The organism is Anabaena sp. CCY 0017, from assembly GCF_963920885.1.
In the GTDB taxonomy this organism is placed as follows: domain Bacteria; phylum Cyanobacteriota; class Cyanobacteriia; order Cyanobacteriales; family Nostocaceae; genus Nodularia.
This window is the reverse complement of record NZ_CAWUDG010000015.1, coordinates 1-25,617: the sequence shown is the minus strand read 5'-3', so window position 1 is coordinate 25,617 and position 25,617 is coordinate 1. Positions and strand designations below refer to the sequence as shown.

Genomic DNA, 25,617 nt, shown 5'->3' with positions numbered 1-25,617 from the left:
ACGTTCCTCATATCCCACATTCCGCAGAACCAAACTAAATTTCTAGTCCTCACAAAAAAATATAGCAACCACAGCAGGTTATGATACGCTATCTGCCAGAGAACAGAAGAGGGTACTAAAAATGACTAAGCTGCGGGTGGGACTGCTGTTTGGAGGTCGCTCCGGGGAACATGAAGTTTCAATTAGTTCAGCAAGAGCGATCGCTAAAGCCTTAAGTGCAGAACAAAACGCTAATAAGTACGAAATATTGCCTTTTTACATCCAGAAAGATGGATGCTGGTTAGCCGGAGAAATACCTCAAAAAGTTCTAGACGCTGGTATTCCCCACATAGAAGACAAAAACCTAAGTTCGTGGCGATTACCCGATCAAGTCACAGAAGTAGATGTGTGGTTTCCCATTCTGCATGGCCCCAACGGTGAAGACGGTACGATTCAGGGGTTACTCACATTGATGCAAATCCCCTTTGTCGGTTCTGGGGTTTTAGGTTCAGCTTTGGGTATGGATAAGATTGCCATGAAAATGGCCTTTGAGCAAGCCGGATTACCCCAGGTAAAATACAAAGCTTTAACCAGAGCGCAAGTGTGGTCGAATCCTTGTATATTTCCCAAACTCTGCGATGAAATTGAAACAGCTTTAGACTATCCCTGTTTTGTCAAACCTGCTAACTTAGGTTCATCAGTGGGAATTGCTAAAGTGCGATCGCGTCAAGAGTTGGAAGCGGCCTTAGATAATGCTGCTACTTACGACAGACGGATTATAGTCGAAGCAGGCGTAGTTGCTAGAGAAGTAGAATGTGCCGTATTAGGTAATGATCAAACTAAAGCCTCTATCGTTGGAGAGATTACTTTCAATAGTGACTTCTATGATTATGAAACTAAATATACCGCAGGTCAAGCAGATTTACTGATTCCCGCCCCCATTCCAGATGCAGTCAGCCGCCAAATCCAAGATATGGCATTACAAGCCTTTGCGGCCGTTGACGCTGCGGGGTTAGCAAGAGTAGATTTCTTCTTCGTAGAAACTACCGGGGAAATCTTAATTAACGAAATCAACACCTTCCCAGGCTTTACTGCTACCAGTATGTATCCCCAACTCTGGGATTATAGTGGCATACCCTTTCCCGAATTAGTAGATCGGTTAATTCAATTAGCGCTAGAAAGGTATTCTGGCAAAGAATCGCAGTCATAACCAAATTAATAATTTACTAAAACCGCTAAATTAGTCAAAAATTTGGGATTTGGTAGCATATATTTCCAAAAAAAAGCTACTAAATTCCCAAATTAAGCTACGGATACCTGATGGCTGACTCCTCCAGTACAATCATTGGCTAGAGGGGATCAATCTGAAAGTCATCATGGAACATACTCACAGCTTACAAGATGAGCCAAACCCAGTCAGAAGGCAGACCAAGAGTCAATCGGGATTAATCGGTAGCTCCAAAATTTTTATCTATCTGCTGATCAGTCATCCAGGCTTACTGTTAACTGGGTTGTTAACAATGCTGATTGGAACTGCTGCCTTAGCTTTGTATAGCTTGGGTTACGCTGGTAATGCAGATCATGTAGAAATAGTAGAAGAAATTCCGGCTGTAGTGGCCAAGCCAATGGTAACATCCTCTGAGCATAGCAATCCTACACCTTTATGGTTGGTAGCTGCGATCGCTCTCAGTTGTGCTAGTGGTTGCTTCATGATTGTCCGGTTAGTCAACGGTCCGAAGAAGAGTCCACAAGTGCGTAAACCCATCAAACGCGATGGTAGTTCTCGCGCCTCAAGACCCTTAAAACCAAGCCATAATCCAGAATGGGAACCCAAGACTGTAAAGAATGCCCCAGTGTTTGTACCACTGCGACCGCTGAAGCCGATGCTGCCAATGCGAGCTAAATCAAAGTCCCTAGTCACCGTTCTACCATCCGAACATCGGCATCCACTAGATAAAAGGAAAGAAACTTTGGCAGACTTGATGGATATTCGTAAACAAGCTTCTTTGTCTACAATTTTACAGAAATATTAATCTTCTTTTCCTACAAAAACCTGTAAACTCTTGATTTCACAGGTTTTTTCAGGTAAATAAACCACCTGGTAGGGGCGCAAGGCCTTGCGCCCTCGATGACAGATGTGGTTCAAAGACATGAAAACTGATTTAAGTACAAAGGGTACGCCTCACCGTACCCTTTCTGCTTGCTCCAGAAATTTAAAAATTACAATCAAAAAGTAATATACGAACAATTTAGAAAAATCTAAAAACCTGCCAAAATGGCAACAATAGTGAGATTAACTGAGTTAAATTGTAGAAGACAAAAAACAAAAAAGGTTTTATTAATCGAGATAATCAAAAAGTAATTAACCTAGATAACTGATAACTACTTTAATAATTAGACTTGGTATTTGTCGCACCAGGAATATTAAATGTGTATGGGCATTGTCATTGATATACACATTAGCCCCCTAAATAAAGGGCAGCGCCTGTACATATTCCTGAACACTACAGTGACAAATACCAGAGTGAGAGATTAGAGGCGCTTGGTATGCCTCCTCTCACTTTTTTTTTTATAAAAAATTAGTTTCTTGCAAAAAATCAAGAATAGCTGCATTTACGACATGAGACGAACCAGCAGAGGCATCATGATAGCAGTTATCTAAAATTTTTAACTGGGATAAGGGAATGCGTTGATGTAATTTTTCCCCATGACTGGCAGGAAACCAACTATCTTGATCTCCCCACATAATGAGTGTGGGACACTTAATATTACCCAGATTATTTTGAATTTTACTGAGCATATTAGGTTTATTGGCTTGCCAATTCTCTATTTCCTGCGCTGCTAGTTGTAACTCCTCAGCCACTTTCACAATAGTTCCAGGAAGCTCAATAAATGGATAAGTTATCCAATACACATCTTCAGTTGTCAAAATTGATGGATCGAACAGCACCTTACGCCTTTCTATAGCCATAACTTCTCTGACTAGAGGTGCAAATAGATATGCTAAACGCCAAGAATCAATGGCTTGTAAGATTTCTAGTGGCGTTTTGGCAAGTATCGACATTGCCCAATGTGGTAAATTTTCTGTAAAAACAGGTACATTTATCACTATTAAACGGGCGATTAGTTGGGGATTGTGTTGAGCTAGGGCTAAAGCTACTAACCCCCCTAAAGATTCGGCGGCAATGATCGCAGGTTGATCACATAACACCTGAAGAATGCGTTCTAACTCAATCAGTTGATGCCCATTTTTTTCTCGACGCAACCCAGGTTTTTCCGAAAAACCGTAGCCTTTAGCATCAAAACAAATCACCCGAAAATATTTAGATAATGGAGCGATGCTGTGTCGCCAATTATAGCTCCAACTACCCATTCCATGTAAGAAAACTAAGGGTTTACCTGTACCTACTTCCCCATAAGCAATTTGTACAGGATATCCATCTGTATCACTAATGATTAGACTTTGCCTTCCTTGGGGAAACGTAGCCTGCCACCAATCTTCCATTCCTTTATCAAAAATTTGTTTAAAGCATTCTAATTATTATCATGGGAATGCTATTAAGACAATGGCAAAATAAATTAATGGTTTAAAGTTTCCTGCTTTGAGGTAACTGCAAATGTGCTTCTAATAGTTTGATATTATACTCATTAGCTGTCCAAGCAAAATCAAATAAATCTCCCATTACTGGTACAATTCCGACTAAACCATCAATAGCAATATTCCAAAACATTCTGCCTAAAGTAGCTTTAGGTACACCCATTCGTGCAGCTTCTAAGATGATGTAGCTAGAAAGCACAAATCCCACAAAGTCCCCAGCACCAAACACTAAACCCACAATGGGATCTATGCCAATGTGAATTGGCGTTCCGGGAATAGTCACCACTTGATCGAGGATACGACTCAGCCTACGTAGGCGTTTCAATGTGACTGCTTGAGCTTCAGAATCAATATAATACTCCCGTCCATAAGAATCAGGCATGAAGGCGATCGCTTATTTGAGGTTAGATGAAATACTTGAATACTGTAGTTATTTTTTTATTCCTTGTCCATTAAGTTTTTAGCTGATTTTAGGTGTATTTGTTCACCGACAGTCACATTTAATTGGTCGCCGATCAGCATCACCGCCGCACTCATCCACAGCCACAGCATTAAAACTATCACTGCACCCACAGCACCATAAACTTTGTTATAGTTGCCAAAATTGGCTACATAAGTCCGAAATAAGGCTGACAGAATTGCCCAAAAAACGGCTGCTGACATAGCACCCGGCATTATTGGTGTCCCTGATTTCCAGACGCTTGGACCATAGCGATAGATAAGGCTAAAGGCAGTGGCAATAATCCCCAATGCCAAAGGCCAGCGTAACAGTTGCCAAATATGCAGCAAAAACGTTAAATAACTACTTTCATTTACCGCCATTCCTAATAGTAGGTCGCTGATAAATACGAGGAAAGAAGCCAAGATAAATAGTAAAATAGTACCGCTTGTTAATCCTAGGGAGACAAGTTTGGCTTTCCAAAAAGGACGTTTGTTCTCGGAGGGAACTTGATGAATTTGATCGAAGGCAGCCATTGCAGTACTGATCGCCCCTGAAGCAGTCCAAATGGCGATCGCAAAGCTGGCAGAAAACAAACCACCATTTCTAGAGTTAGTAATTTCTCTACTGGCAAAATCACGGACTAAGACTAACACTTCTTCAGGTGCGACTTGACTGAATTGATCTGCCAGCTGTTTAAAGGTATTTTGGAAGGATTCTTCAAATAAGCCGATAGCTGTCAGCAATGCGAGAATCGCCGGAAACAACGATAACATAGCATTGAAGGCAATTTCCGAGCCAAGTCCTAAAAGTCGCCTTTCGGTTGTCCTGGCAAAAGTGTTTTTCAGGGTGCGCCCATTGACATGGCGAAAGAAACTGAAAAAACGAGTCTTTGGCATAACTAATCTTCTCTCTGTCTCCAATTAGCGCGATTCGGGCATAGTTGCCACCGGCGGGTTTCTCCGTGATTTTACCGTAAGTTGGAGTATTGCGCTACGTTGAGACTCAGTTCCTGTTTTCCACTCGATGCGATTAGCGCTACTAATTTGCCACTGTGATTCCAGATATTCGATAATTGCTTGCGATCGCGCCAAGACAACTTCTGATAACTCGTCTTCTTCCTGATTGACAATTATTTCCAGATTTAAACTAGGCTGTTGCTGTAAAATTTGCCCAACCCGGTCTAATAATTGAGTATTTTCTGGCGTAATTTCTGATTGCTCATTCTCAAAGGATATAGCTCCTTGATTGCTGGCTATTCTTTGCATACTCACTACAGCAGACTCATAATTTAGCCGATTTCTGACGCTATCGGCCACTAGAGTTTGAGCATCTCCATCAATATCGCGTTCACTCAGATATACTACTCGGATGCTTAAAGGTGTAACTGGACTAGTAACTAACTCGTAATTAACCATTTCAGCTGGCGGGGGAAGTCTCAAATCACGCAAAGCAGATTGAACTTCTTGCACAAAAGTTAATTGTAATTGAGCGATGGTTAAAACTGGTTCGGGAGGTTGTTCCTTCGGTACTGGGCGTAAAAGTTCGTTGGAAGCAGTGGGAATTTCCACCAACTTTAGGGCTAATAATTCTGGAGGTTTACCCAAACGGGCGGCTAACTGTTGAATATAAATATCCTGTTCATCAGATGAATATTGCTGACTCGTAAACACCTGAAGTTGAATTGTCAGCTTCTCATTTTGTTCTGATGTCGAGATATTACTAATGAAAGAACGTGCTTCACCATCAGGAAAGGTTGCAAAGTTTTTCTGCCAGACATCCGTTGCCAAACTCCGGTTACGATTATCCTGTTGCTGGAGAGCAATTTCTCTTCCAAGTTGACTGAGGGAGCGATTGAGTGGAAAGATAATGGCGATAATAGTAATAAAAATTAATAATAATCTCCCTGGAAGCGAGCCAATTTTCCGCAATTTACTATATGCGGGTAGTTTCTCCAATAAACCTTGAACCCAGACACTTTCAGGATGTGTGTGCCGCCATTCCCTAACTCTTTCTCTGACGAGATGATTATCAATATGCAGTCCCAGAAATACCAGCATGGCGGTAAAGGTAATCGCGACCAAGTTGGTGAAAAAAAGTAAGCCGCCACCACTAGCTACCTGTATTCCCTGAGCGCTATTGAGGCTGATAGCGACCCCGATACCATATCCTACAACGCATAATGGCGGCATTAAAGCCACTGCGATCGCCACACCAGGAATGGAAGTAGCCACGCCTTTGGGTTCTTTACAAATTGCCACAGACCCCACAGCACCAGAAAATAGGGCGATGACTAAATCTAGAATATTAGGTCGAGTCCTGGCTAAAATTTCACTGGTAATTTCCTTAAATGGCAGTAATGACACCAGTAATACAGCAAAGGAAATAGCCACCAAACAACTCAATAACAAATTCAGCAGTGAGCGCATCGCTAAAATTACATCACCCGCAGCTAGTGCGAGTCCATTGGCTAAAATCCCCCCCATTAAGGGAGAAATCAGCATCGCGCCAATAATGACGGCTGGACTATTTAGCACTAGTCCCAGGGTCGCAATACCAGCCGAGAACAGAACTTGAATCCAATAACTCACATCGTCCAGGCTGAGTGAATTGCATATTTCCAGGTACACTTGCTCTTTACGAGCTTGACTCACTCCCAAGTTGTTGGCAAACCAGTCTCTAAACATATCAAAGTCCTAATTGTGCTAATTTGATGGTTGGTTTCTGTACTGTTGAAAAATAATCATCTCATTACCAACAACTGGGTTACGTGCTATCAGCTTGTCTTGGGAGTCGAGAATTTCTAAATGAGTAAAATCAAGTTCTTGAGCGCGTTGTAATATTTCCGCCGCTAGTTGCTTTTGTTCAGTTTCTGGGAGAGTGTACCAATCGTCATTAATTTTGACAATCAAATTACTGGTACGGAAGTTAGCTTGTATTGACTGTATCAGACCAGAGGCAAAGCGATCGCTTATTTCAGCCACTTGATTTTCAATAGCTGCGATCAAAGATTCTTCTGGTGTTAATTTGACGATAGGCGTTGGTTCCGGTACAGGTTCTGGCGTTGGTTCCGGGATAGGTTCCGGCGTTGTTTCCGGGATAGGTTCCGGCGTTGCTTCTGGTGCTGTTAACTCTGGTGGAATAGTTATTGTCGGTGTAGGTGCTGGAACTTCCTCAATTGGCACTTCTTCAACTTGCGGAACTGTAGCTACTTCAGTCGGCTTCTTCGTAAAAACAGTTGCAGTTGACCAAACTACCGCCACAGTAACTACCGCTAAAATTCCCGTCAACACTGTATCTGACAAATTGTTAGACACATTTGATGGTATAAACAAACGAACTTGTCTTAAAAATCGATTCCATTGTGTTTCCAGAAGTTGCCAAAAACTGGGTGTTTCTTCAGCACCTGGTGGGGGTAAAGTTTCCAGTTTGACTACCGCCGTTTCTAAAATTCCCATCGTCCCCCTGAGAATTTGGATGATTTTAACCTTCCAAATGGGTAGTTGAGGCGAAGAATCAGGTTGTGAATTTTGATTGTCTTGTGACATGGAACTTTTCCCAAAAGCAGCGACTCAAAGACAAATAACTGGCATTATTAATGCTGCGGCCTGTTTGCCTTAATGTATCACCAAAAAAGTGCTGCTAAACTGACTAAATATTGAGTTTGGTAAGTTTATGAACCTGAAACGCCGTCAATTCTTATTTTTAGGCAGTCTTGGCACTATGGGAACAGGACTTGTAGGCTGGAAGTTAGCTCGTCAAAATAGCCAAATTGCTAATATTGCCGATTCAGCAGTTATAGCTGCTACCCCACCCAAAAAAAAGTTACTATTGCGTTTTAGTTCGGTTGCAGACACAGGAACTGGTGCTAGAGGTCAATATGCCGTAGCTGGGGCGATGAATTATTATCACCAGCAAAAGCCTTATGATTTAGTGGTTTTAGCGGGAGACAACATTTACAACAATGGCGAAATTGAAAAAATCGGTGCAGTTTTTGAGCGTCCCTACAAAGAATTATTGACCCAGGGCGTAAAATTTCATGCTTGTTTAGGTAATCACGATATTCGCACCGAGAACGGTGATCCACAAATTAAATATCCCGGCTTTAATATGAAAGGGCGTTATTACACGTTTCGCCGTGACGCTGTGCAGTTTTTTGCTTTAGATACTAACGGTAATGCTGATTGGGAAAAACAAGTAGTTTGGTTAGAGCAAGAATTAAGCCTTAGTGATGCACCTTGGAAAGTGGTATTTGGGCATAATCCCTTTTATTCATCAGGTCATTACGGAGTTAATCAAACACTGATTAAACGTTTCACTCCTTTATTTAAAAAGTACAATGTGCAACTTTACATCAATGGTCACGACCACCATTATGAACGAACTCATGCTATTGATGGCACAACTTATTTAACTACTGGGAGTGGTGCAGGTGTTCGTGCTGTAGGTCGTTCTAAGTGGACACAACGTTCTGCTGACAGGTTAGCTTTTGCGGCCTATGACGTGTATCCAGATAGAATTGAAGTGAGTGCTATGGGTACTGATAAACGGGTTTTTGATTATGGTGTAATTGGCATCCTCCCCACCCTATAGCTACGGTGTACACGTACACACAAATGACAGACTAATAGAGACTTCCCAGAAATAAAATCCCCAATTTGTAGGGTGGGTTAGGACGATTGTCCATAACCCACCATTATCGCTGGCGTGGCGTAGCCATACCCGCCCCGACTGGAGTTGTGTTCTCGCATAGCACACACACACAACGCCACTACGAGACTACGAGTTGCAAACCAATGTCAGTAATATTTTTCTTTAATCAAGTTTTTTAACTTTTTCACAGATAAAAAGACAACAAACAACAAAGAATATATACTGAGTTACAATGCGGCAAAAATATTTCCTAACTTTAGGTCAAAAGCGGGGCAAAATATGGTCTACGAAAGAGTGCAAAAAAATAGTTCCTCGTGGAATCCCGCAGTTCCAACAGAGTCCCCAGAGAATCAATTCAAACCACGCTCTTTTGTAGTCCCACCACAGAAAAATCAAAATTCATCCCCACCATCAGAAATACAAGCCCCTCACACAGCATCGAGTGTCTTCAGTACCAGTAATGTCAACATCCAGACTCAGACAACACCAGAAGGGCAAAAGTTTGAGTTGGAATCACCTGAAACAGAGAACAAATTAAAAAAAGATGCAATAAAACTCCAAGGACAGGGAGAATCAGGAGAATCAGGTAATAATGACTCTGATTTATCAGCAAACGGGGGAACTATCCAAAGGCTGGCTTCAAAATTTAGCACAGAACAGCAAGAGGGTAACAAAGAAGAAACAACCCTCCAAACCAAACTCACTATAGGCGCACCAGGGGATAAATACGAGCAAGAAGCAGACTCAATGGCAGAACAGGTGATGTCAATGGATGCACCAACTGCTACTAATTCCCCAACAATTCAGTCTGATTCGGAAGCACCATTCGATTCAATTCAGCAACAACCTTTAGTCCAAAGCATCCACCCACTGATTCAGCGTCAGGTAGAGTTAAATGTTTCCAGACAACCCATAATGTCCATCAGCCCACTGATTCAGCGTCAAATAGAGTCCAATAGAAATAGCACTCAGACCAGGCCAATAATATATACTAACCCATTTATTCAGCGCTTTATACACAGGGCTGGAGGCAATATTCCCAGTCAAGAAAATCCCAGTTTAGAGAGCCGTTTAGCAAGTCAAAAAGGCTCTGGAAGTCCCTTAGATGAGCAGACACGCTCCTTTATGGAACCTCGTTTTGGCAATGATTTTAGCTCTGTACGTGTGCATACAGATAGTTCTTCTGTGCAGATGAATCAGGAATTGGGGGCGCAGGCGTTTACTCATGGTTCAGATGTTTACTTTGGGGCAGGAAAATATAATCCGGGAGTAGATGACGGTAAGCGGTTATTGGCTCATGAACTGACTCATGTAGTGCAGCAAACAGGGGCTGTTCAGCCTAAATCAAATCCTCACCAAGCATTCAAGCAAAATAAGATCCAGACAAAAGCCCTTTTTACCTCATCTCCTGAAGCGCAATCAGTTATCCAGTCCAAAAAACAAGGTTCTCAGGAATCAACAAAGCAAAATCGTCAAGAACCAATTAAGGAAGAGCAACAACATCTGCAAGAATCAGTACCAGTAGCTGATGTTGAACCAGAGAAAGAGCAACCAGCTAAGAATCAGGATAGAGCCAAAGAACCAGCTACAGAAAAATCTAGTGACGGTGCGGCAGTTGCACCCCAAGTAAAGATTCAGGGTGAAGCTGATAGCAACAGTACGGCAATTGCACCCCCAGTAGAGATTCAGGGTGAAGCTGATAGTACCAAAGCCCCAGCTACAGGAAAAACTAGCAGTAGTGCTGCGAAAACCACAGGTGGAACAAAAGCTGCTGCTTCCCCTCAAAAAGATCCAGAATTTCAAGCAGTAGTCAATAATGCCAAGGGAGTCACAGCAGAAAACAAAAAACATGAACCAGCTCAGGTAGAAGCTCAAGAAGCCCAAGATGCAGCTCAACCACCCAGTAATGAAGTAGAGAGCAAAGCCCAAGACCAGCAAGTTCAGGAGATGGACCAGCAGCCGCCTGGAGAATTCAACGCCGCAGCCTTCAAGCAAAAAGTGATGGATAAGGTCAATGCGGTTGCACCAAACACCTTAGAAGAGGCTGATAAATTTAAGGATAGTAATCTGCTGAACTCTGTAGGGGGAGACTTATCGAGCCAAGCGCAAGAAGCAACAGCGCAAGCCACTGGCCCTGTGACTGAGAAAACCCAGGCAGCACCTGACAGCAGTGGTATTGAACCCAAAGCAGTAAAACCACTAGAAAATCCAGAAGTGGGACCTCAACCCCCCGATATTGGTGCTGCTAAAGCCACACCTAAACCCAAGCCAGAAGCTGAGGTATCTGCACCACTGACAGCAGAGAGCCAAAAACTCGACCAGCAAATGGCTGAGGCTGAGGTGACTGAAGAACAACTGGCAAATTCCAATGAACCCCAGTTTATCAATGCTGTCGGTGCAAAGAAATCAGCTCAAACCAAAGTTGTGGAAGCGCCCCAAGCCTATCGTCAACAGGAACAAGCGACTTTAAACCAAGCACAAACTGAAGCACAGACCACCAGTCAAACTCAATTAGAGGGAATGCATGGTCAACGGGAACAGCTATTAGCTCAAGTCAGTGGTCATCAAGATGAAACCAAGACCAAGGATGAGCAAGCACGGGCTAAAATAGCTACCGATATTGATGGCATTTATCAGCAAACTAAGTCCGATGTTGAAGGTGTTCTCAATGGTTTAGACACAGAGGTAACAAACAGATTTAAGACAGGTGCGGATACGGCGAAGAAAAAATTTGAAGAGTATGTTGCTCCTCAGATGTCCGAGTACAAAAAACGGTATGAAGGGTTTTGGGGTGCTGGACGTTGGGTAAAAGATGAACTGCTAGGAGTGCCATCGGAAGTTACGGCTTTCTTTACACAAGGAAGGGAATTATATTTAGCAGAAATAGACCAAAGCCTGACTGATATTTCTCAATATGTTGTCGAACAACTGACCACAGCGAAAGAAAAAATTCATGCAGGCAGACAGAAAATTCAAGATTATGTCAACGCTCTGCCAGAAGCACTTCAGCAGGTAGGTGTAGAAGCGGCGCAAAATATTCAAAGTGATTTTGATCAATTAGAGCAGAGTGTTCAAGATAAAGAAACTGAATTAGTTGACCAGCTAACTCAACAATATAGTGAAAATCTCCAGGAACTTGATAGCCAAATTCAGGAGATGAAGGCATCAAATCAGCCTTGGTTTGCTCAAGCTTTTGATGCTATGGCGGGAGCTATTGAGAGTATTAATAAACTCAAAGATATGCTGCTGGGGGTGTTGGCTAAAGCCGCTAGTGCTGTCGGCTCAATTATTAAAGATCCCATTGGCTTTTTAGGCAACCTGGTGACTGGGTTGAGACAAGGTTTTGAAAACTTTGCGGGCAAAATTGAGACACATCTGCAAACTGGTTTAGTTGGTTGGTTGACTGGAGCCTGTGGTGCTATGGGTATCCAATTACCAGAAGATATTTTCAGCTTACCAGGAATTTTTAGTTTAGTGACTCAGATGTTGGGACTGAGTTGGAACTACATTCGCACGAAAGGGGTGAAGCTGTTCGGTGAGCCTGTGATGGCTGGGATGGAAAAAGGTTCAGAAATCTTACCCATGTTGATGAGTGGCGATTTTATGGGGATGTGGGAACACGTGAAGGCAGATTTCACTGACCTGAAAGAGACGGTAATCGCACAGATTAAGGACATGGTAATTACTCAGGTAATTACTGCTGGGGTGAAATGGATTATTGGGTTGTTAAATCCCGCTTCGGCGTTTGTGAAGGCGGCGATGGCGATTTACGACATTGTGATGTTTTTCATCAATAGTGGTAGCCAAATTATGGATTTGGTGAATTCTATTATAGATGCTGTGGGCGCGATCGCTTCTGGTGCTGTGAGTGGTGCGGCTAAGTTGGTGGAAAATGCTTTAGCGAAGTCTTTACCTGTGGTGATTAGTTTCTTGGCTTCGTTGCTGGGTGTGGGGAATTTGGCGAAGAAGGTTCAGGCTATTGTTGAGAAGATTCGCCAGAGGATTGATCAGGCGATCGACAAGTTGCTGCTGAAGGCGAAGAACTTATTTAAGGGGAAAGGTAAGAAGGGTAAAGACGATAAGGATATCAAAGAAGGCAAAATTGATGTACCCAAATCGCTTGCAGCTTCCAAGATGGGACATATCGAGCAACCACCACAAAACTTGATTCAAGAAGCCGCAAAGACTTCATCTGGCACAGTTATCTATCAGGCAAGTGTGAAAGATCCTAAGCAAGCAACAAAAAAGCTTCTAAAAGAACATCCAGACGCTAAGTTAAATGATAAAACTGATGTGCTTACACTTCCTCCGCTTCAAAGCGCTACATTCAATGGAGCAAACTCACTCAAAACGTTAGGCAACCTGGTAGCTAAACAAACGGGGTTAACCCAGATCATCTTCAATAAGAGCCAGACAGGATGGAGTTTAAATGGAAAACTTAACCCTACTATTGCCGGTCTGGTAACATATGCAGGTGCGCCTCCATCTCTAGATCCGCTAATTCAGGAGATAAAGGGTCATGAGATGACTATCAATCCTTCAAAGGAATTCTTCAAGTCAATTTGTACGGAAGCAGCAAAACGGCACGGAGCCAGCGTTGACTTCAAAGAAAAACGGGATACGTCAGTGAAGCCACATCGACCTTACACGGAAGTTACTTTTAGTCAGGGAACTCCTTCAGGCGCTACAGAGACTTTTGTCAGCGAGATTGTCTCTGTTTCAGATAACACCTGTCCTGCTTGCGATGCTGATTCAGGGATTACACGACCGCACAATGTCATTCCTGCTTCAATGTGGAAGAAAGTCATCCATACTGCCCTCACAAACTTTAATGTGTCTATTAGTCTTGGAGATCCATATATCGGTAAGATATCAGCTGCTGGAACGAGTACTAAGGGACCTGCTGTTACGGAAGACAAACAATGTCGTAAGTGTGAAGACAATCAAGATAAACATCCTGGACCTTATTCTCTTCTCCAGCGACGTGCAGGGCAGTTAGCAGGCTTTGCTGGAACTGTTTCTCACCCTAACGCCCCAGGCAAGAGTAGTGGTGATCTCTTTACTGGGTCGCAATTTAAGAACACTACTCAAGCGCAGTTGGAGCAGTTCACTAAAGATAAAATTGACCAAGTAGTTGAACAAATTCAAAAAATCCTGAGTACAGTTCCGGCAAACCATACTCTATATGCAAACATAACCAGTGATCCGACTACACAAGCTGCTTTTCTTCAAAAGATTCGCACTGACGCACTGGCCGCAGCACAGGCCTCTCCAGCAGCATATCCACCTTAAAGGAAGTAGACATGATAGCAACTGATGCAGATTGGAAGGAAGTCCGGCAACAGCTACTCAATGAATGGGGTGGTTTGATCCATACTGTTTATGACACTGCACAACTTCAGCATATCCACACTCAAATACCGTCATCTTGGTTGCGAGTAGTTGACACACCATGTACTACTCTTATCAATGAGATATGGAGTGAAGCAAAGAGTGTGTTGCCACGGTTTATGGAATATCTTAATCAGTCAACTTGGGCTATAGCTATAGCTGACGGTTTGCTCGGTCCCACTCTGATCTACTACATTAAGGATTGGGAAGAGACTCAGATTGGCCAGTATGAACCTGGATTTATGCTGGCTGGTTTGCCAACACCTGTTGAGCGTATCCGCGCCTTTGAGCAGTCTATGGGAAGGATACCAGCCAGTCTACAAAAATTGTGGCAGGTGCATGGATTCGTGTTGATCAAGAGTGGGGCTATTCTCTCATCACTTGATCATTCGTTAGAAGAGTTCTGTGGCTCACCTACCGTTTTGGGTTTGAGAAAAGCTCCTTCTGATCCCCAAGAACAATATGAGTGTCTAGCGATCGCTGATGTACGAAGTGAACTACCCGTTTGTCTAACCAGAACGCCAGGTTTTTCCGTCTGGGAAGACTTTATTGTTCTTGCAGATCGAGATGGGGAAGAAGTTGCCCCCGCAGTACGCACTAGAATTGATGACTTACTGACTGACTGGACTTTCAGCGAGTGGACACCATGACTAAGGTTATTAATTGCCTAAATGCCACCGGATATTCTGCTGATACGGATTACCCATCAATTTAAAAAAAATTGATAATCCGAAAATGGAAAAGTTTCTTCTACAAATTAAGTGATAATTAACCAAGAATATTACAAATTAGCTGGTGGATATTATAAACACTATACTATTAAAAATAATTTTCTATGGAAGTTCAAACTAAAAATCATCAATTGAATAGCGAATTAATTCTATATGATTCCTCATGCTCTTCCCTAACGGTTCACACAATTACCCTATCCCTAACCAAACAAGATGACAACATAATTGAATGTCATCTCACCTTCTGCATAACCTGTGAACTCTACCAACGCATCGAAACAGAAGCCTTATTCAACCTCAAACCCGAACTAAGCACACCTCTGAGCAACGGCGATTTCCAACCCTCACCCGATATCCAAATTGAAGCCATTCTCAAACCCGATTTACTCCCTCTCTTACTAGAAAATGCCACTAACGCTGATGAAGCAGCAGCCTATATTTTAGAACTCAGCCAACAACAGCCAGGATTAACATCTGAAACAGAGAAAAATAACAAACTATTTAAAAATCCCAAATCTCCATACTCCCTACTATATACAGAAAGTTGGTTAGCTTTATCAGTCAAACAGCAGCAGGAATCAGGTGAAACAGGCTATCGTACATTTTGGTCTTATGTTAGTCCCCAAACCCTTACAGGAGAAGCAGCTTCTAGTGAACAAATATCTGAGAGTATCACCAACTTCTTCCAAGATTTAGTCAGTGATAGTCTTAACATTACTGCTAAAGAATTCGCTAATGAAACTATCGGGGCAATATCTAACTTCTTCCAAGAATTAACCCAAGATACCCCAGAAGATAACACTTCAACACAACCAATTTTTCAAGCAATAATTAACTTCCTCACCCAAGACGATTGGCCTTTCACCAAAATTCAAGGAAAACTAGCCTTGCGTCTGGGGTTTCAGGGAAAAAATGGTAAATGGAACTGCTACGCCGAAGCTAGAGAAGAAGAGGAACAATTCGTTTTTTATTCAATTTGCCCCCAAAATGCTTCCGAATCTCAGCACATGGCTATAGCTGAGTTCATTACTAGAGCTAATTTTGGTATAGTTATTGGCAACTTTGAGATGGACTTTAATGATGGCGAAATTCGCTACAAAACCAGTATTGATGTAGAAGGTGACAGAGTGAGTTTTGCGCTCATCAAACAGTTGGTTTACGCCAACATAGCCACAATGGATGAATATCTCCCGGATATAATGTCTGTGATTTCTGGAGATGTATCGACGGAAAAAGCAATTAACCAAATTGAACTGACTCCAGATATTCCCCCAGATTCAGAGGAACAAGAACAGTTGTTATCTGTTGTACCTGCTGAAAATCAGCAAAACTTAGCAGTTAATCCATCTCCACAAGCAGAAATACAGCAAGAACCGGAAAAACAACCTCATATACTAGCAAAATTAACACCAGATGAAATTGGTCAATTACATCAAGCATTGCAGATGCTGGAACCATATCAGCGTAAACAAACCCAAGAAATTATCGAGAAAGTCAAGAGATTAATTATTACGAGATTGGGTAATTTAGGAACAGAAGTATTTGATGAAGCATTCAGTTTCTTTACAAAAGTTAAATTCCCAGGAATAATTCTGAAATTAATTCAACGTTATGCAAAAATGGCGGGACGGACAAGATTATTTATACAGCAATTAAAAGATAGAGCTAAACAATCTGGAGAACCATTTGATAATTCTGAGATTAACCTAGCTATAGAAGATTTAGAAAAACTATTTGCAAAGATTGACAAACGCCTGGAAGAGTTACCAACAGATAAGTTGCTAGGTGACAAAGAACTAATATATTTACTTGAGATTGAACAATTTAACGAGCAGTTAGCCTTTTTTGAAAGATTGATTAAAAATCTCTCTGAAAATCCAGATCCAGGGTTGGCTTCTACTCCATAAATATTTTCCACTAGACTAACTTTAAATTTAATAGATGTAGCAGAGGTCAAAAACCCGACCAGCAAATGGCTGAGGGGAACATCCGAAAGATGCACCTTTAAATTCGGTTGATATCTAATGATTTTGAACCTTTGGTGATTGTCTATAAATTTTTCCATTACGGACTTGCACTACTGGATGATTGCACCGACGTACCAATTGTTCATCATGAGTAGTTACAATTACTGTTGCTCCAAAGTTATTTAACTTTTGTAAAATCTGCATTACTTGCCAAGAATTGTCAGAATCAAGATTACCTGTTGGCTCATCAGCTAAAAGTAACGGAGGTGTACCAACGATCGCACGCGCAATACTTACCCGTTGTTGTTCTCCTCCAGAAAGTTGATCGGGAAAACAGTCAGCTTTACTCAGTAAACCTACTAACTTCAAAGTTGGTGCTAACCGTCGATGAATTTCCTTACGAGTATATCCTTGAGCTTGCAACACAAAGGTAATATTTTCTGCCACTGTGCGCTGAGGAATCAATTTATAGTCTTGAAATACAATCCCAATGCGTCGCCGTAATCCTGACAAGCGATCGCCTCGTAAACTCTTGATATTATAGCCATTAACAATTACATCACCCTGAGTGGATAACTCTTGACCATACAAGAGTTTTAACAGGGTGGATTTACCCGAACCACTTGGCCCTGTAATAAACAAAAAATCTTGCTGTTTCACCTCCAGATTCACATCCAATAAGGCGTGACAGCCATTGGCGTAGGTTTTGGTCACAGACTGCAACTGTACCATTACCGCCGTATTACTAGTATGCTGTTGACTCTTTTTATCTGCCGTTTTGTCTGATTTATCAGTATTTTTTGTGGTTGTTAATACTGGCATTACTCAAGTTTCCTCACATCCTCAACCAAATCGCCGGAAATTTGTGATTTGAAATTAACCTTAACACCAGGATTCCCACTTAGAAGCCAGGAATCTCAAATAGAAAGTCCAAAAATAAAAATTTGTTAAAGCACCGAATATTTAACTAAGTAATTACACTCTGTTCTTGTACAGACGCGATTTATCGCGTCTCAGCCCTCAGCCCTATATTGCACCCCTTGCAGTCAAACGATAAATAAAAGCTTTCACAGCAAATTGCGGTAAAGCCAACATCCGCCGCCAACGCCAGGGTTCTTGATATAGCCGATACAGCCATTCCAAGTTGTTATTTCCTAACCAAGCCGGAGCGCGAGTTTTGACCCCTGACCAAATATCGAAACTACCACCAACACCAATCCAAATTGCTTCGGGGCATAAATGACGGTTTTGGGCAATCCATAACTCTTGACGTGGTACTCCCAAACCCACAAAAATGACTTGTGGCTGCAATTGGGTGAGTGTTTGTTTTAACTGCTCTTCTTCTTCTGGGGTATGGTAGCCAGAATGAGTACCTACTAAATTCAAGGTAGGAGTTTGCTGATGCCAAAATTCTGCTGCTTTTACAACTACTTCAGGTGTTCCACCGTAGAAAAAAATTTTGGCCTCTGATTTTTGTTGTCCCAGTTCCTGCAACAGGGTTTCTGCTAGCTCAATCCCAGGACAACGCTGTACTTCTTGCCAAAACAGCCATCGCAAATACAGAACTACTCCCGCACCATCTGGAATTACTAGCTCGGCATTTTGAATAATTTGAGCCAGAGTTTGATTCTGTTCTGCCTGCATTGTCATTTCTGCATTCAGCGTAACTACATGAGTACCCCTGCTGTGTTGCAGGCATTCCAGCAACCAGCCAGGATAATTACTCATCACATGAACTGGTATTCCCAGTACCGAAAACACTTGAGGCGATTTAAACATAGCCCAATCTTGAACTAGACTCATACCAAATTCTCCCGACCGTAAGTTTATCAAATTTTTTCAGAGACCGTGCGTCGAAAATTTAGCAATAAATAATTTATCTCATTAGGCAGCTAAAACTAGAATAATTACTGACTCAATAATTTAATAGGCTACATTAAAATTTGCAAAATTTGGTAATTGCAACAGTATGTAACAAAACGGCTTTATATTACTTAAGTAGCTCTTAATCCGCGATTTTACGGTTATCTATGGCAAACCAAACCAAAAACATTGGTTTTAGCTCAATTTAACTCATCTTGCGAGTTCACACACCTGCCACAATAGAAAGTAAGAAGAAACTAATTGAGGTTAAGTGCTGTCCAAATATCTTGAAACTGCATCTATATGGGATTTTTGAGCAAGTATTTTCTCTAAATCACATTAGTGGGCTTCCAGAGCGAAGAGATTCGTGGACTCCATTCTAAAGTTAAAGTAATGTAACGTGTGGAATTTGACTATGAATACAATTCGGATTGCTCTGATTGAAGATCATGACCTCACTCGTGTAGGGATTCGGACAGCTTTACTACAAAGGAAAGAAATTGAAATTGTCGGAGAAGCTACTAATGCGGCAGAAGGGCTAAAAATGTTAAAAAAGGTACGACCAGATATTGCCATTGTCGATATTGGTTTACCAGACAAGGATGGTATTGAACTGACAAGGGAATTAAAAGCCTTCACTAATGGAGACGATTCAGCAACCAAAGTGCTGATTTTAACGCTCCAGGATAACAAGGAAGCTGTGCTGGCAGCTTTTGCAGCTGGGGCTGACTCGTACTGTATGAAGGATATCAAGTTTGATAATTTACTCGAAGCCGTGAGAGTCACTTACGATGGCAATGCGTGGATTGATCCAGCGATCGCGCGAATTGTGTTACAACAAGCACAGGAGAGTCCCTCCTGGCGACAAACCGTTGCCACCGATCATCAAAATATTTCCCTAAACTCAGAATCTGAGGAGAAGGAAAATATTGACGCTTATACCCTTACAGAAAGGGAGTTAGAAGTGTTACAGTTGATCGTCGAAGGTTGTAGCAATGCACTCATTGCCGAACGACTTTATATTACCGTTGGCACAGTGAAAACACACGTCAGAAATATTCTGAATAAGCTATGTGCTGATGACCGCACTCAAGCGGCAGTACGCGCCTTGCGTTCTGGATTGGTGGGATAAAGTTAAATGTGAGTGTAAATATCATCAAGTCAACTCCACTAAAGTTGAAAACTGTGAGTAAATTCATCAGTTCAAAGTGGGTAACTTCTCTTTAAAGATTACTTTTAATCTTTAGGTAACAGGTGGGATAAAAATTGCCAAATCTCGCCATTTTAGTATCCCAAAATTTCCAGTCAAATATGACTCTAACAGACATAGCAAAATTAAAGCTCATGGTCGTAGACGATGAGCCGGATAACTTAGACTTACTCTATCGTACTTTTAGGCGAAATTTTCAAGTATACAAAGCTCATGATGCCCTGAGTGCGCTCCAAATTCTGGACAAAGAAGGCGAGATGGCCGTGATTATTTCGGATCAAAGAATGCCGGAAATGAACGGTACTGAGTTTCTTAGTCTCACAGTCCCCCGCTTTCCCGATACCATTCGGATTTTACTGACTGGTTTTACTGATGTTGAGGATTTGGTAGCTGCAATTAACTCCGGTCAAGTATTCAAGTACATCACCAAACCCTGGAGTCCTGATCAACTTAAAGCATTAGTTGAGCAAGCCACTGATATATATTGCCTAGTCAAGAGGCGTACCCGCGAATTAAGTCGCGCTTTGCGTCGAGAATCTTTATTCAATGCGGTGACAACGGCAATTCGGGAATCCCTGGATTATGACAGTATGCTGCAAAGAATTGTCACTACCATTGGACAGACATTTGCAACTACTTGTTGTTTGCTTAGACCAGTGGAAAGAGACCGCTTGACAGAAGACGAATTTTGCTACGTGGATTCTAAGTCTAGTTTAGCTAATTGTGCTTATGACCCCAGTATATTAATTGAAAAAGTTCTGCAAACTCACCATTATCAACTGACTCAAGAGACTTATGATGGCCAGCACTGTCAGCAGATGGTTGTACCCCTGGCTTATCAGCAGCATTTGCTAGCAATTCTTGCTATCTACCAGTGGGGAGACGAGCAACTTTGGCAAGAGGAAGAAATCGACTTGATGGTATGTGTAGCTGAACAAGCAGCTTTAGCTCTCTCCCAGGCAAAACTCTACCAGCGCCTCCAGGAAAAGCAAGCACAACTCAAAACGGAATTGGAAGTTGCTCGCCAAATTCAAAACAATCTGCTACGCCAAACGTTACCTGATATCCCAGGTGGGAAGGTGCAAGCCTGTTGTTACCCGGCGCATGAAGTGGGAGGCGATTTTTTTGAGGTCTTTGTTCATCCCAAGGGCGATTTATGGTTAGCTGTAGGTGATGTTTCCGGTAAGGGTGTTCCAGCTGCTTTATTCATGGCTAGTGCAATTTCGGTATTACGCCGGGAATTAGCTCAAGAAACACCAGCCGAACCCAATGTAGTATTACATAACCTCAACAATGCTCTTTGTGATGACTTGATTAGCAACAATTGCTTTATTACCCTGATCTTAGCTCGTTACACTCCTACCACTAAAGAATTAGTTTATGCTAATGCCGGTCACATCTATCCCCTGCTTTGGTCACATCAAACTACTGTAGGTATTAACCCTAATTATCTCAAAGTACGTAGCATTCCTTTGGGTATCTTGCCTCAATGGCAGGCAGAGTCGGGTCGCTTAGTTCTTGCTTCTGGAGATTCTTTATTATTAGCTAGTGATGGCATTACCGAAGCGATGGTATCAAATCAATTATTAAATTACGAAAATATAGAGGATAACGGACAGCTAATTAGGCGTTCTATGCTCAATCAAGAAGGGCTTTGGCAAATCTTACAAAGAGAACCCCAACCGTTATCTCTGGAGAATTTACTCGCTCGAATTCAGGCAGATAATCACGTTCAAGAAGATGATCAAACTATACTTTCTCTGGAGGTTTTTTAGGTAATGAAAAGTGAGCTTCATGTACCAAGTGATCTGAATTATTTAAATATTGTTGAAAGCTGGTTACTAGGATGCTTAAAAATCCATCTCAAAGAATCAGTTGATTGGTCAAGGCAATCAAGTCGTTTGCGCCTAGCTTTGGTGGAAGCATATTCAAATGTAGTCCGTCATGCCCACAAAGAACAGCCTAGTTTACCGATTCTGCTGCGCTTGGAACTGAAAAACCGAGATATTGCGATAGAAATTTGGGACTATGGCGAAGGCTTTGATATGTCTACTTACTTTCCGCCTAATCCTACAGATAAACAAGAAGGCGGTTATGGATGGCTGATTATGAATCGTCTGATGGATAATGTTGAATATCAGTTGCAAGTTGATGGGGCTAATTGCCTGAAGTTAGAAGCTACTCTACCAGAATTAACTAGTTAACAATTGTGACAATTTGGGCAGTTTAATTTGGAGATGACGATCCTTTTTCATTGAGGCAACCTACCTCACCGAGCTAAGAAACGACTTTCAGGCAGCTTGTTTTTTCTGTATTTATCATTACAGGGTTCATTTTTTTATTTATTAAATTCAGATAAATTGACAAACTGCTGAAAATTCCTCTGTATGAGGTTATTAAACCTCGCCTATTAAATCCAGCTACTGAGGCGGAACTAAAAGTGAATTTATTAATATATGTTAAGTTAGATAATAATTTTTGCTAATTTAAGTTGATTTATGACTGGTAATTATTAAATACTGGATACAGTAGCAAGCTTAACTGCCAATTTTATATCTACACAAACAGCTAATGGCAATAGCTCTACAAATCCAGTATTAGCCAAGGGTGTAAATAATTACACGAAAATCAACCAAAGTTGTTATGACGAAATCTATGGAAGCTTTATTTTGTTTGTCGCCACGCTATCGCCTGGATGACGAATCACCTTGGCTACAGGGTATCGATCCCAGTCGTCATTACTGGATTACAGTCAATGGAGACAAAAATTTTACAATAGCTATACCTGGATTAGTAGTTTCTTCAATGAGTGAATTGCAGCAAGCTATCCGCCAATTTCGCTCTTTGCAGCCTGGAGAACAAATGACTGTGAACAGAATTGCCAGTGATTGCACAATTCACTGTGTCAGTCCTAACTGTTATGCTGTGGAAGAAGAAATTAATCATGCTCCGGTTTGGCATCTGTTTGACCAAGAAACCTTAGATAGCTTATTAATGACTGCACACCCAGAATGGCAATGTTCGCCCTCAGATATTGATTTAGGTCGGAAATTGTTAATGCGCTCTTTGCTACAAGCATCCGTTACCAAAAAATAACTCAATTCAAAATGGAGGCTAATCTGGTTGGCGCAGAGCAAGTAACTCTTGGGGAGAACCTAATAGTTTGATTTTGGTGCTGATAATTTGCCGTTGTTGGTTGAGGATAAAAAACCAAGTGACATTAACACCACACCAGGAAGTTTGCGCTTTACCTGTTACCTGAAATTGGGTTTGGTCATTTTCACAAGTTTCGACAATTCCTTGACGGGGACAAGCTTGAATATTGTCAGCTTCTTGTTCTAAATATAGAGCGATCGCCTCTCGTCCCACAATACCAGATTCAAAAGGCGGATACATCACGCCATGATCAGCAAATAGTGCCGCAGTTGCTGTATATTCTCCGGCGTTGAGAGTCTCAAAGTAAAGCTGGATAATGGGTTCGGCGATTCCGTCTATCTGGAATTTTTCAGTGTTGATAGGGGCGACATTTCTCTGCGTTGCCTGCATAGATTCAGCAGTTGTCATATATTTATCTTCATTACGCTAGCTGAAGTTAATTAAAAGATAAAAATAGAATAAAAAAAAGATACTCTAGAAATAGATTGCCGAAAGTGCGAATATTTCCCCGTCTCTTTGTCTGTTTGCACTCAGCACTCATTACTCCTGTACGGGCGGGTTTACTAAGGATTTCGACGAACCACAGACTGATTGCTTAAACCCGCCCCTACCCACTCAGCACTCATTACTCAAAAAAAGGATCAACACTCATATCAGCTACTGCTTTGCGAAGCACAGAGATTTGCTGACATACTCCTAATTATTATATGTATGTATATTCGCAAATGTTGAACACTGGTTTTCAAAGGATAATGTATAAATAAGTTGCCTATGATTGGGGCTAAATTCACATCAGAAAAATGGAACAGCATTCTGTGACTAGCAGCAGTGTAGTTAAAGAAAAAGCCAGAGAGTTGGGTTTCCACAAAGTTGGGATTACGGCTGTAGATGGGGTAGATAATACAGACGCGCAGAGGTTACAAGCATGGATAAGTTTGGGTTATCACGCTGATATGGAGTGGATGAATAGTCCCAAGCGTCAAGATATAAGCTTAATTATGCCAGAGGCGCGATCGCTTATATCTGTCGCCCTCAATTACTACACCCCAGATCAACGTCCTGAAGGCGAAGAATATGCCAAAATCTCTCGCTATGGCTGGGGTAGGGACTATCATAAGGTCATGCATAAAAAGCTCAAGGCGCTGATGTTCTGGCTAGAATCATTGGGGGCTGGTATTGAAGCGAGATATTATGCAGACACTGGCCCGGTACAAGATAAAGTGTGGGCGCAACGAGCCGGGATTGGTTGGATTGCCAAAAATGGTAATGTGATTACTAGAGAATATGGTTCTTGGGTATTCTTAGGAGAGATCATCACTAATCTGGAATTAGAGAGCGATCGCCCACATACAGAACACTGTGGTAGCTGCACTCGTTGTCTAGACGCTTGTCCCACAGGCGCAATTACCCAACCGTTTGTAGTCGATGCTAATCGCTGCATCGCCTATCATACCATCGAAAATCGGTCGGAAACATTACCAGAGACAATAGCACCTAATTTACAAGGTTGGGTTGCTGGTTGCGACATTTGCCAAGATGTGTGTCCGTGGAATCAGCGTTTTTCCCAGACAACCGATGTAACAGACTTTCAACCGTATCCTGCTAATATTGCACCTCAGCTGATAGAATTAGCCAACATCTCAACCGAGGAGTGGGATAAACGATTTCCCGCATCAGCCTTGCGGCGGATTAAGCCAGAAATGTTCAGACGAAACGCCCGTGCTAATCTTGACGCATCCAAACTTAAAGAATGACCCAGAAAGTAATTATTTTTGATTTTGACGGCACAATAGCGGATACAGTAGATGCTCTTGTGACTATTGCCAATCGTTTAGCTGTAGAGTTTGGTTATATCCAAATTACTCCAGAAGAACTGGCTCGGTTAAGAACCTTTAGCTCTAGAGAAATTATTAAATACTCAGGAATCTCTTTATTTAAAATTCCGTTTTTACTTAAAAAAGTTAAAGGAGAATTAAAACAAAAAATTCAAGAATTAAGACCGATACCAGGTATTCACGCCGCTTTAATAGAATTGCAAGAAGAAGGTTATCGATTAGGAATTATCACGTCTAATTCTCAAGAAAATGTGACGGCTTTTCTAAAAAATAACGAATTAGCATATTTATTCGACTTTATTTATTCAGGAGTCACAATTTTTGGTAAAACCACCATAATTAATAACGTTTTAAGACAAAAACAACTCAAAACTCAAGCCGTCATTTATGTCGGTGATGAAACTAGAGATATAGAAGCTTCCAGAAAAGCTAATATTAAAGTGATTGCAGTCGCTTGGGGTTTCAATTCTCCAGAAGCTTTAGCTCAACAAAATCCCGATTTTTTGATTAACCATCCTAGCCAACTATTAGAAGTGATCAAAAAGTGTTGAGAGGTTATTTGTCAATTGCCAAAATGACTGAATAACCACTCTCTAAACCTCTCCCTCATAGAGAGAGGCTTTGAAAATCCCATATTCAATACTGGTAAAAGTTGGCAAAATTTATAGGACTTACGCGTTGACAATAAGTACCAAATATGTACAAAACTAAAACGTACATATTTCGTAGGGGTTTAGCACTGCTCATTGGTGTCAACTTAACGTAAAACCCTTAATAAATAAAGAGGAGGACAAG

Annotated in this window: 19 protein-coding genes and 1 pseudogene; 12 read left to right on the top strand and 8 right to left on the bottom strand. The window is 41.6% G+C overall.

Translation table 11 applies throughout. The features are described from left to right. Positions 1 to 121 precede the first annotated feature (121 nt). Both ACM0OW_RS17255 and ACM0OW_RS17250 read left to right on the top strand, forming a co-directional pair. On the top strand, positions 122 to 1,189 hold the full coding sequence (locus ACM0OW_RS17255) for a D-alanine--D-alanine ligase family protein (protein WP_414551385.1): 1,068 nt from the start codon (positions 122 to 124) through the stop codon (positions 1,187 to 1,189). A 166-nt stretch (positions 1,190 to 1,355) separates the two neighbouring features. Beyond that, positions 1,356 to 2,012, top strand: a complete 657-nt coding sequence (locus tag ACM0OW_RS17250; RefSeq protein WP_414551384.1) for a hypothetical protein — start codon at positions 1,356 to 1,358, stop codon at positions 2,010 to 2,012. Positions 2,013 to 2,548: 536 nt separating this feature from the next. Here ACM0OW_RS17250 and ACM0OW_RS17245 read toward each other — a convergent pair. From ACM0OW_RS17245 to ACM0OW_RS17225, 5 genes are all read right to left on the bottom strand, one after another. After that, on the bottom strand, positions 2,549 to 3,484 hold the full coding sequence (locus ACM0OW_RS17245) for an alpha/beta fold hydrolase (RefSeq protein WP_414551383.1): 936 nt from the start codon (positions 3,482 to 3,484) through the stop codon (positions 2,549 to 2,551). Positions 3,485 to 3,566: 82 nt separating this feature from the next. Continuing rightward, the gene (locus tag ACM0OW_RS17240) at positions 3,567 to 3,959 is read right to left on the bottom strand and encodes a DUF4112 domain-containing protein (RefSeq protein WP_414551382.1); all 393 of its coding nucleotides are present in this window, start codon (positions 3,957 to 3,959) and stop codon (positions 3,567 to 3,569) included. A 56-nt stretch (positions 3,960 to 4,015) separates the two neighbouring features. Then, on the bottom strand, positions 4,016 to 4,915 hold the full coding sequence (locus ACM0OW_RS17235) for a YihY/virulence factor BrkB family protein (protein ID WP_414551381.1): 900 nt from the start codon (positions 4,913 to 4,915) through the stop codon (positions 4,016 to 4,018). A gap of 24 nt (positions 4,916 to 4,939) precedes the next feature. After that, positions 4,940 to 6,703, bottom strand: coding sequence for a DUF389 domain-containing protein (locus tag ACM0OW_RS17230; RefSeq protein ID WP_414551380.1), 1,764 nt, complete (start codon positions 6,701 to 6,703; stop codon positions 4,940 to 4,942). 18 nt (positions 6,704 to 6,721) lie between these two features. After that, a complete protein-coding gene (locus tag ACM0OW_RS17225) occupies positions 6,722 to 7,564 on the bottom strand; it encodes a hypothetical protein (RefSeq protein WP_414551379.1) in 843 nt (280 codons plus the stop codon). A gap of 127 nt (positions 7,565 to 7,691) precedes the next feature. Here ACM0OW_RS17225 and ACM0OW_RS17220 point away from each other — a divergent pair, with 127 nt between their 5' ends. From ACM0OW_RS17220 to ACM0OW_RS17205, 4 genes are all read left to right on the top strand, one after another. Next, complete coding sequence (locus tag ACM0OW_RS17220) at positions 7,692 to 8,609, top strand: metallophosphoesterase family protein (RefSeq protein ID WP_414551378.1); 918 nt, start codon at positions 7,692 to 7,694, stop codon at positions 8,607 to 8,609. Between the two features lie 339 nt (positions 8,610 to 8,948). Further along, positions 8,949 to 13,961, top strand: coding sequence for an eCIS core domain-containing protein (locus ACM0OW_RS17215; protein ID WP_414551377.1), 5,013 nt, complete (start codon positions 8,949 to 8,951; stop codon positions 13,959 to 13,961). Between the two features lie 11 nt (positions 13,962 to 13,972). After that, positions 13,973 to 14,710, top strand: coding sequence for a hypothetical protein (locus ACM0OW_RS17210; RefSeq protein WP_414551376.1), 738 nt, complete (start codon positions 13,973 to 13,975; stop codon positions 14,708 to 14,710). Positions 14,711 to 14,895: 185 nt separating this feature from the next. Further along, positions 14,896 to 16,698, top strand: a complete 1,803-nt coding sequence (locus tag ACM0OW_RS17205) for a YbjN domain-containing protein (RefSeq protein WP_414551375.1) — start codon at positions 14,896 to 14,898, stop codon at positions 16,696 to 16,698. Positions 16,699 to 16,812: 114 nt separating this feature from the next. Here the strand turns inward: ACM0OW_RS17205 and ftsE are convergent, their stop codons facing one another. After that, positions 16,813 to 17,580, bottom strand: coding sequence for a cell division ATP-binding protein FtsE (ftsE, locus tag ACM0OW_RS17200; protein WP_414551374.1), 768 nt, complete (start codon positions 17,578 to 17,580; stop codon positions 16,813 to 16,815). Between the two features lie 204 nt (positions 17,581 to 17,784). Next, a complete protein-coding gene (locus ACM0OW_RS17195; RefSeq protein ID WP_414551474.1) occupies positions 17,785 to 18,537 on the bottom strand; it encodes a WecB/TagA/CpsF family glycosyltransferase in 753 nt (250 codons plus the stop codon). Between the two features lie 499 nt (positions 18,538 to 19,036). Here ACM0OW_RS17195 and ACM0OW_RS17190 point away from each other — a divergent pair, with 499 nt between their 5' ends. From ACM0OW_RS17190 to ACM0OW_RS17175, 4 genes are all read left to right on the top strand, one after another. Continuing rightward, entirely contained in the window at positions 19,037 to 19,753 is a 717-nt protein-coding gene (locus tag ACM0OW_RS17190) for a response regulator (protein ID WP_414551373.1), read from the top strand. A gap of 179 nt (positions 19,754 to 19,932) precedes the next feature. Further along, the gene (locus tag ACM0OW_RS17185; protein WP_414551372.1) at positions 19,933 to 21,606 is read left to right on the top strand and encodes a SpoIIE family protein phosphatase; all 1,674 of its coding nucleotides are present in this window, start codon (positions 19,933 to 19,935) and stop codon (positions 21,604 to 21,606) included. A 3-nt stretch (positions 21,607 to 21,609) separates the two neighbouring features. Beyond that, entirely contained in the window at positions 21,610 to 22,035 is a 426-nt protein-coding gene (locus ACM0OW_RS17180; protein WP_414551371.1) for an ATP-binding protein, read from the top strand. Between the two features lie 451 nt (positions 22,036 to 22,486). Next, entirely contained in the window at positions 22,487 to 22,927 is a 441-nt protein-coding gene (locus ACM0OW_RS17175; RefSeq protein WP_414551473.1) for a hypothetical protein, read from the top strand. An 18-nt stretch (positions 22,928 to 22,945) separates the two neighbouring features. Here the strand turns inward: ACM0OW_RS17175 and ACM0OW_RS17170 are convergent, their stop codons facing one another. After that, positions 22,946 to 23,395 carry a ketosteroid isomerase family protein gene (locus ACM0OW_RS17170; RefSeq protein ID WP_414551370.1) on the bottom strand — a complete coding sequence of 150 codons (450 nt, stop codon included), beginning with the start codon at positions 23,393 to 23,395 and terminating at the stop codon, positions 22,946 to 22,948. A gap of 392 nt (positions 23,396 to 23,787) precedes the next feature. Between ACM0OW_RS17170 and queG the strand changes: the two are divergent. Both queG and ACM0OW_RS17160 read left to right on the top strand, forming a co-directional pair. Then, positions 23,788 to 24,763, top strand: a pseudogene (gene queG / locus ACM0OW_RS17165) (tRNA epoxyqueuosine(34) reductase QueG). After that, a complete protein-coding gene (locus tag ACM0OW_RS17160) occupies positions 24,738 to 25,373 on the top strand; it encodes an HAD-IA family hydrolase (protein WP_414551369.1) in 636 nt (211 codons plus the stop codon). The pseudogene queG and the gene ACM0OW_RS17160 overlap by 26 nt, the downstream one beginning before the upstream one ends. The last annotated feature ends 244 nt before the right edge of the window (positions 25,374 to 25,617 follow it).

Coding starts and splice junctions, on each gene's coding strand:
- ACM0OW_RS17160 (WP_414551369.1), top strand. CDS start 24,738: ATGACCCAGAAAGTAATTATTTTTGATTTTGACGGCACAATAGCGGAT.
- ACM0OW_RS17245 (WP_414551383.1), bottom strand. CDS start 3,484: ATGGAAGATTGGTGGCAGGCTACGTTTCCCCAAGGAAGGCAAAGTCTA.
- ACM0OW_RS17240 (WP_414551382.1), bottom strand. CDS start 3,959: ATGCCTGATTCTTATGGACGGGAGTATTATATTGATTCTGAAGCTCAA.
- ACM0OW_RS17220 (WP_414551378.1), top strand. CDS start 7,692: ATGAACCTGAAACGCCGTCAATTCTTATTTTTAGGCAGTCTTGGCACT.
- ACM0OW_RS17170 (WP_414551370.1), bottom strand. CDS start 23,395: ATGACAACTGCTGAATCTATGCAGGCAACGCAGAGAAATGTCGCCCCT.
- ACM0OW_RS17225 (WP_414551379.1), bottom strand. CDS start 7,564: ATGTCACAAGACAATCAAAATTCACAACCTGATTCTTCGCCTCAACTA.
- ACM0OW_RS17195 (WP_414551474.1), bottom strand. CDS start 18,537: ATGTTTAAATCGCCTCAAGTGTTTTCGGTACTGGGAATACCAGTTCAT.
- ACM0OW_RS17210 (WP_414551376.1), top strand. CDS start 13,973: ATGATAGCAACTGATGCAGATTGGAAGGAAGTCCGGCAACAGCTACTC.
- ACM0OW_RS17190 (WP_414551373.1), top strand. CDS start 19,037: ATGAATACAATTCGGATTGCTCTGATTGAAGATCATGACCTCACTCGT.
- ACM0OW_RS17180 (WP_414551371.1), top strand. CDS start 21,610: ATGAAAAGTGAGCTTCATGTACCAAGTGATCTGAATTATTTAAATATT.
- ACM0OW_RS17215 (WP_414551377.1), top strand. CDS start 8,949: ATGGTCTACGAAAGAGTGCAAAAAAATAGTTCCTCGTGGAATCCCGCA.
- ACM0OW_RS17175 (WP_414551473.1), top strand. CDS start 22,487: ATGGAAGCTTTATTTTGTTTGTCGCCACGCTATCGCCTGGATGACGAA.
- ftsE (WP_414551374.1), bottom strand. CDS start 17,580: ATGCCAGTATTAACAACCACAAAAAATACTGATAAATCAGACAAAACG.
- ACM0OW_RS17235 (WP_414551381.1), bottom strand. CDS start 4,915: ATGCCAAAGACTCGTTTTTTCAGTTTCTTTCGCCATGTCAATGGGCGC.
- ACM0OW_RS17255 (WP_414551385.1), top strand. CDS start 122: ATGACTAAGCTGCGGGTGGGACTGCTGTTTGGAGGTCGCTCCGGGGAA.
- ACM0OW_RS17205 (WP_414551375.1), top strand. CDS start 14,896: ATGGAAGTTCAAACTAAAAATCATCAATTGAATAGCGAATTAATTCTA.
- ACM0OW_RS17230 (WP_414551380.1), bottom strand. CDS start 6,703: ATGTTTAGAGACTGGTTTGCCAACAACTTGGGAGTGAGTCAAGCTCGT.
- ACM0OW_RS17185 (WP_414551372.1), top strand. CDS start 19,933: ATGACTCTAACAGACATAGCAAAATTAAAGCTCATGGTCGTAGACGAT.
- ACM0OW_RS17250 (WP_414551384.1), top strand. CDS start 1,356: ATGGAACATACTCACAGCTTACAAGATGAGCCAAACCCAGTCAGAAGG.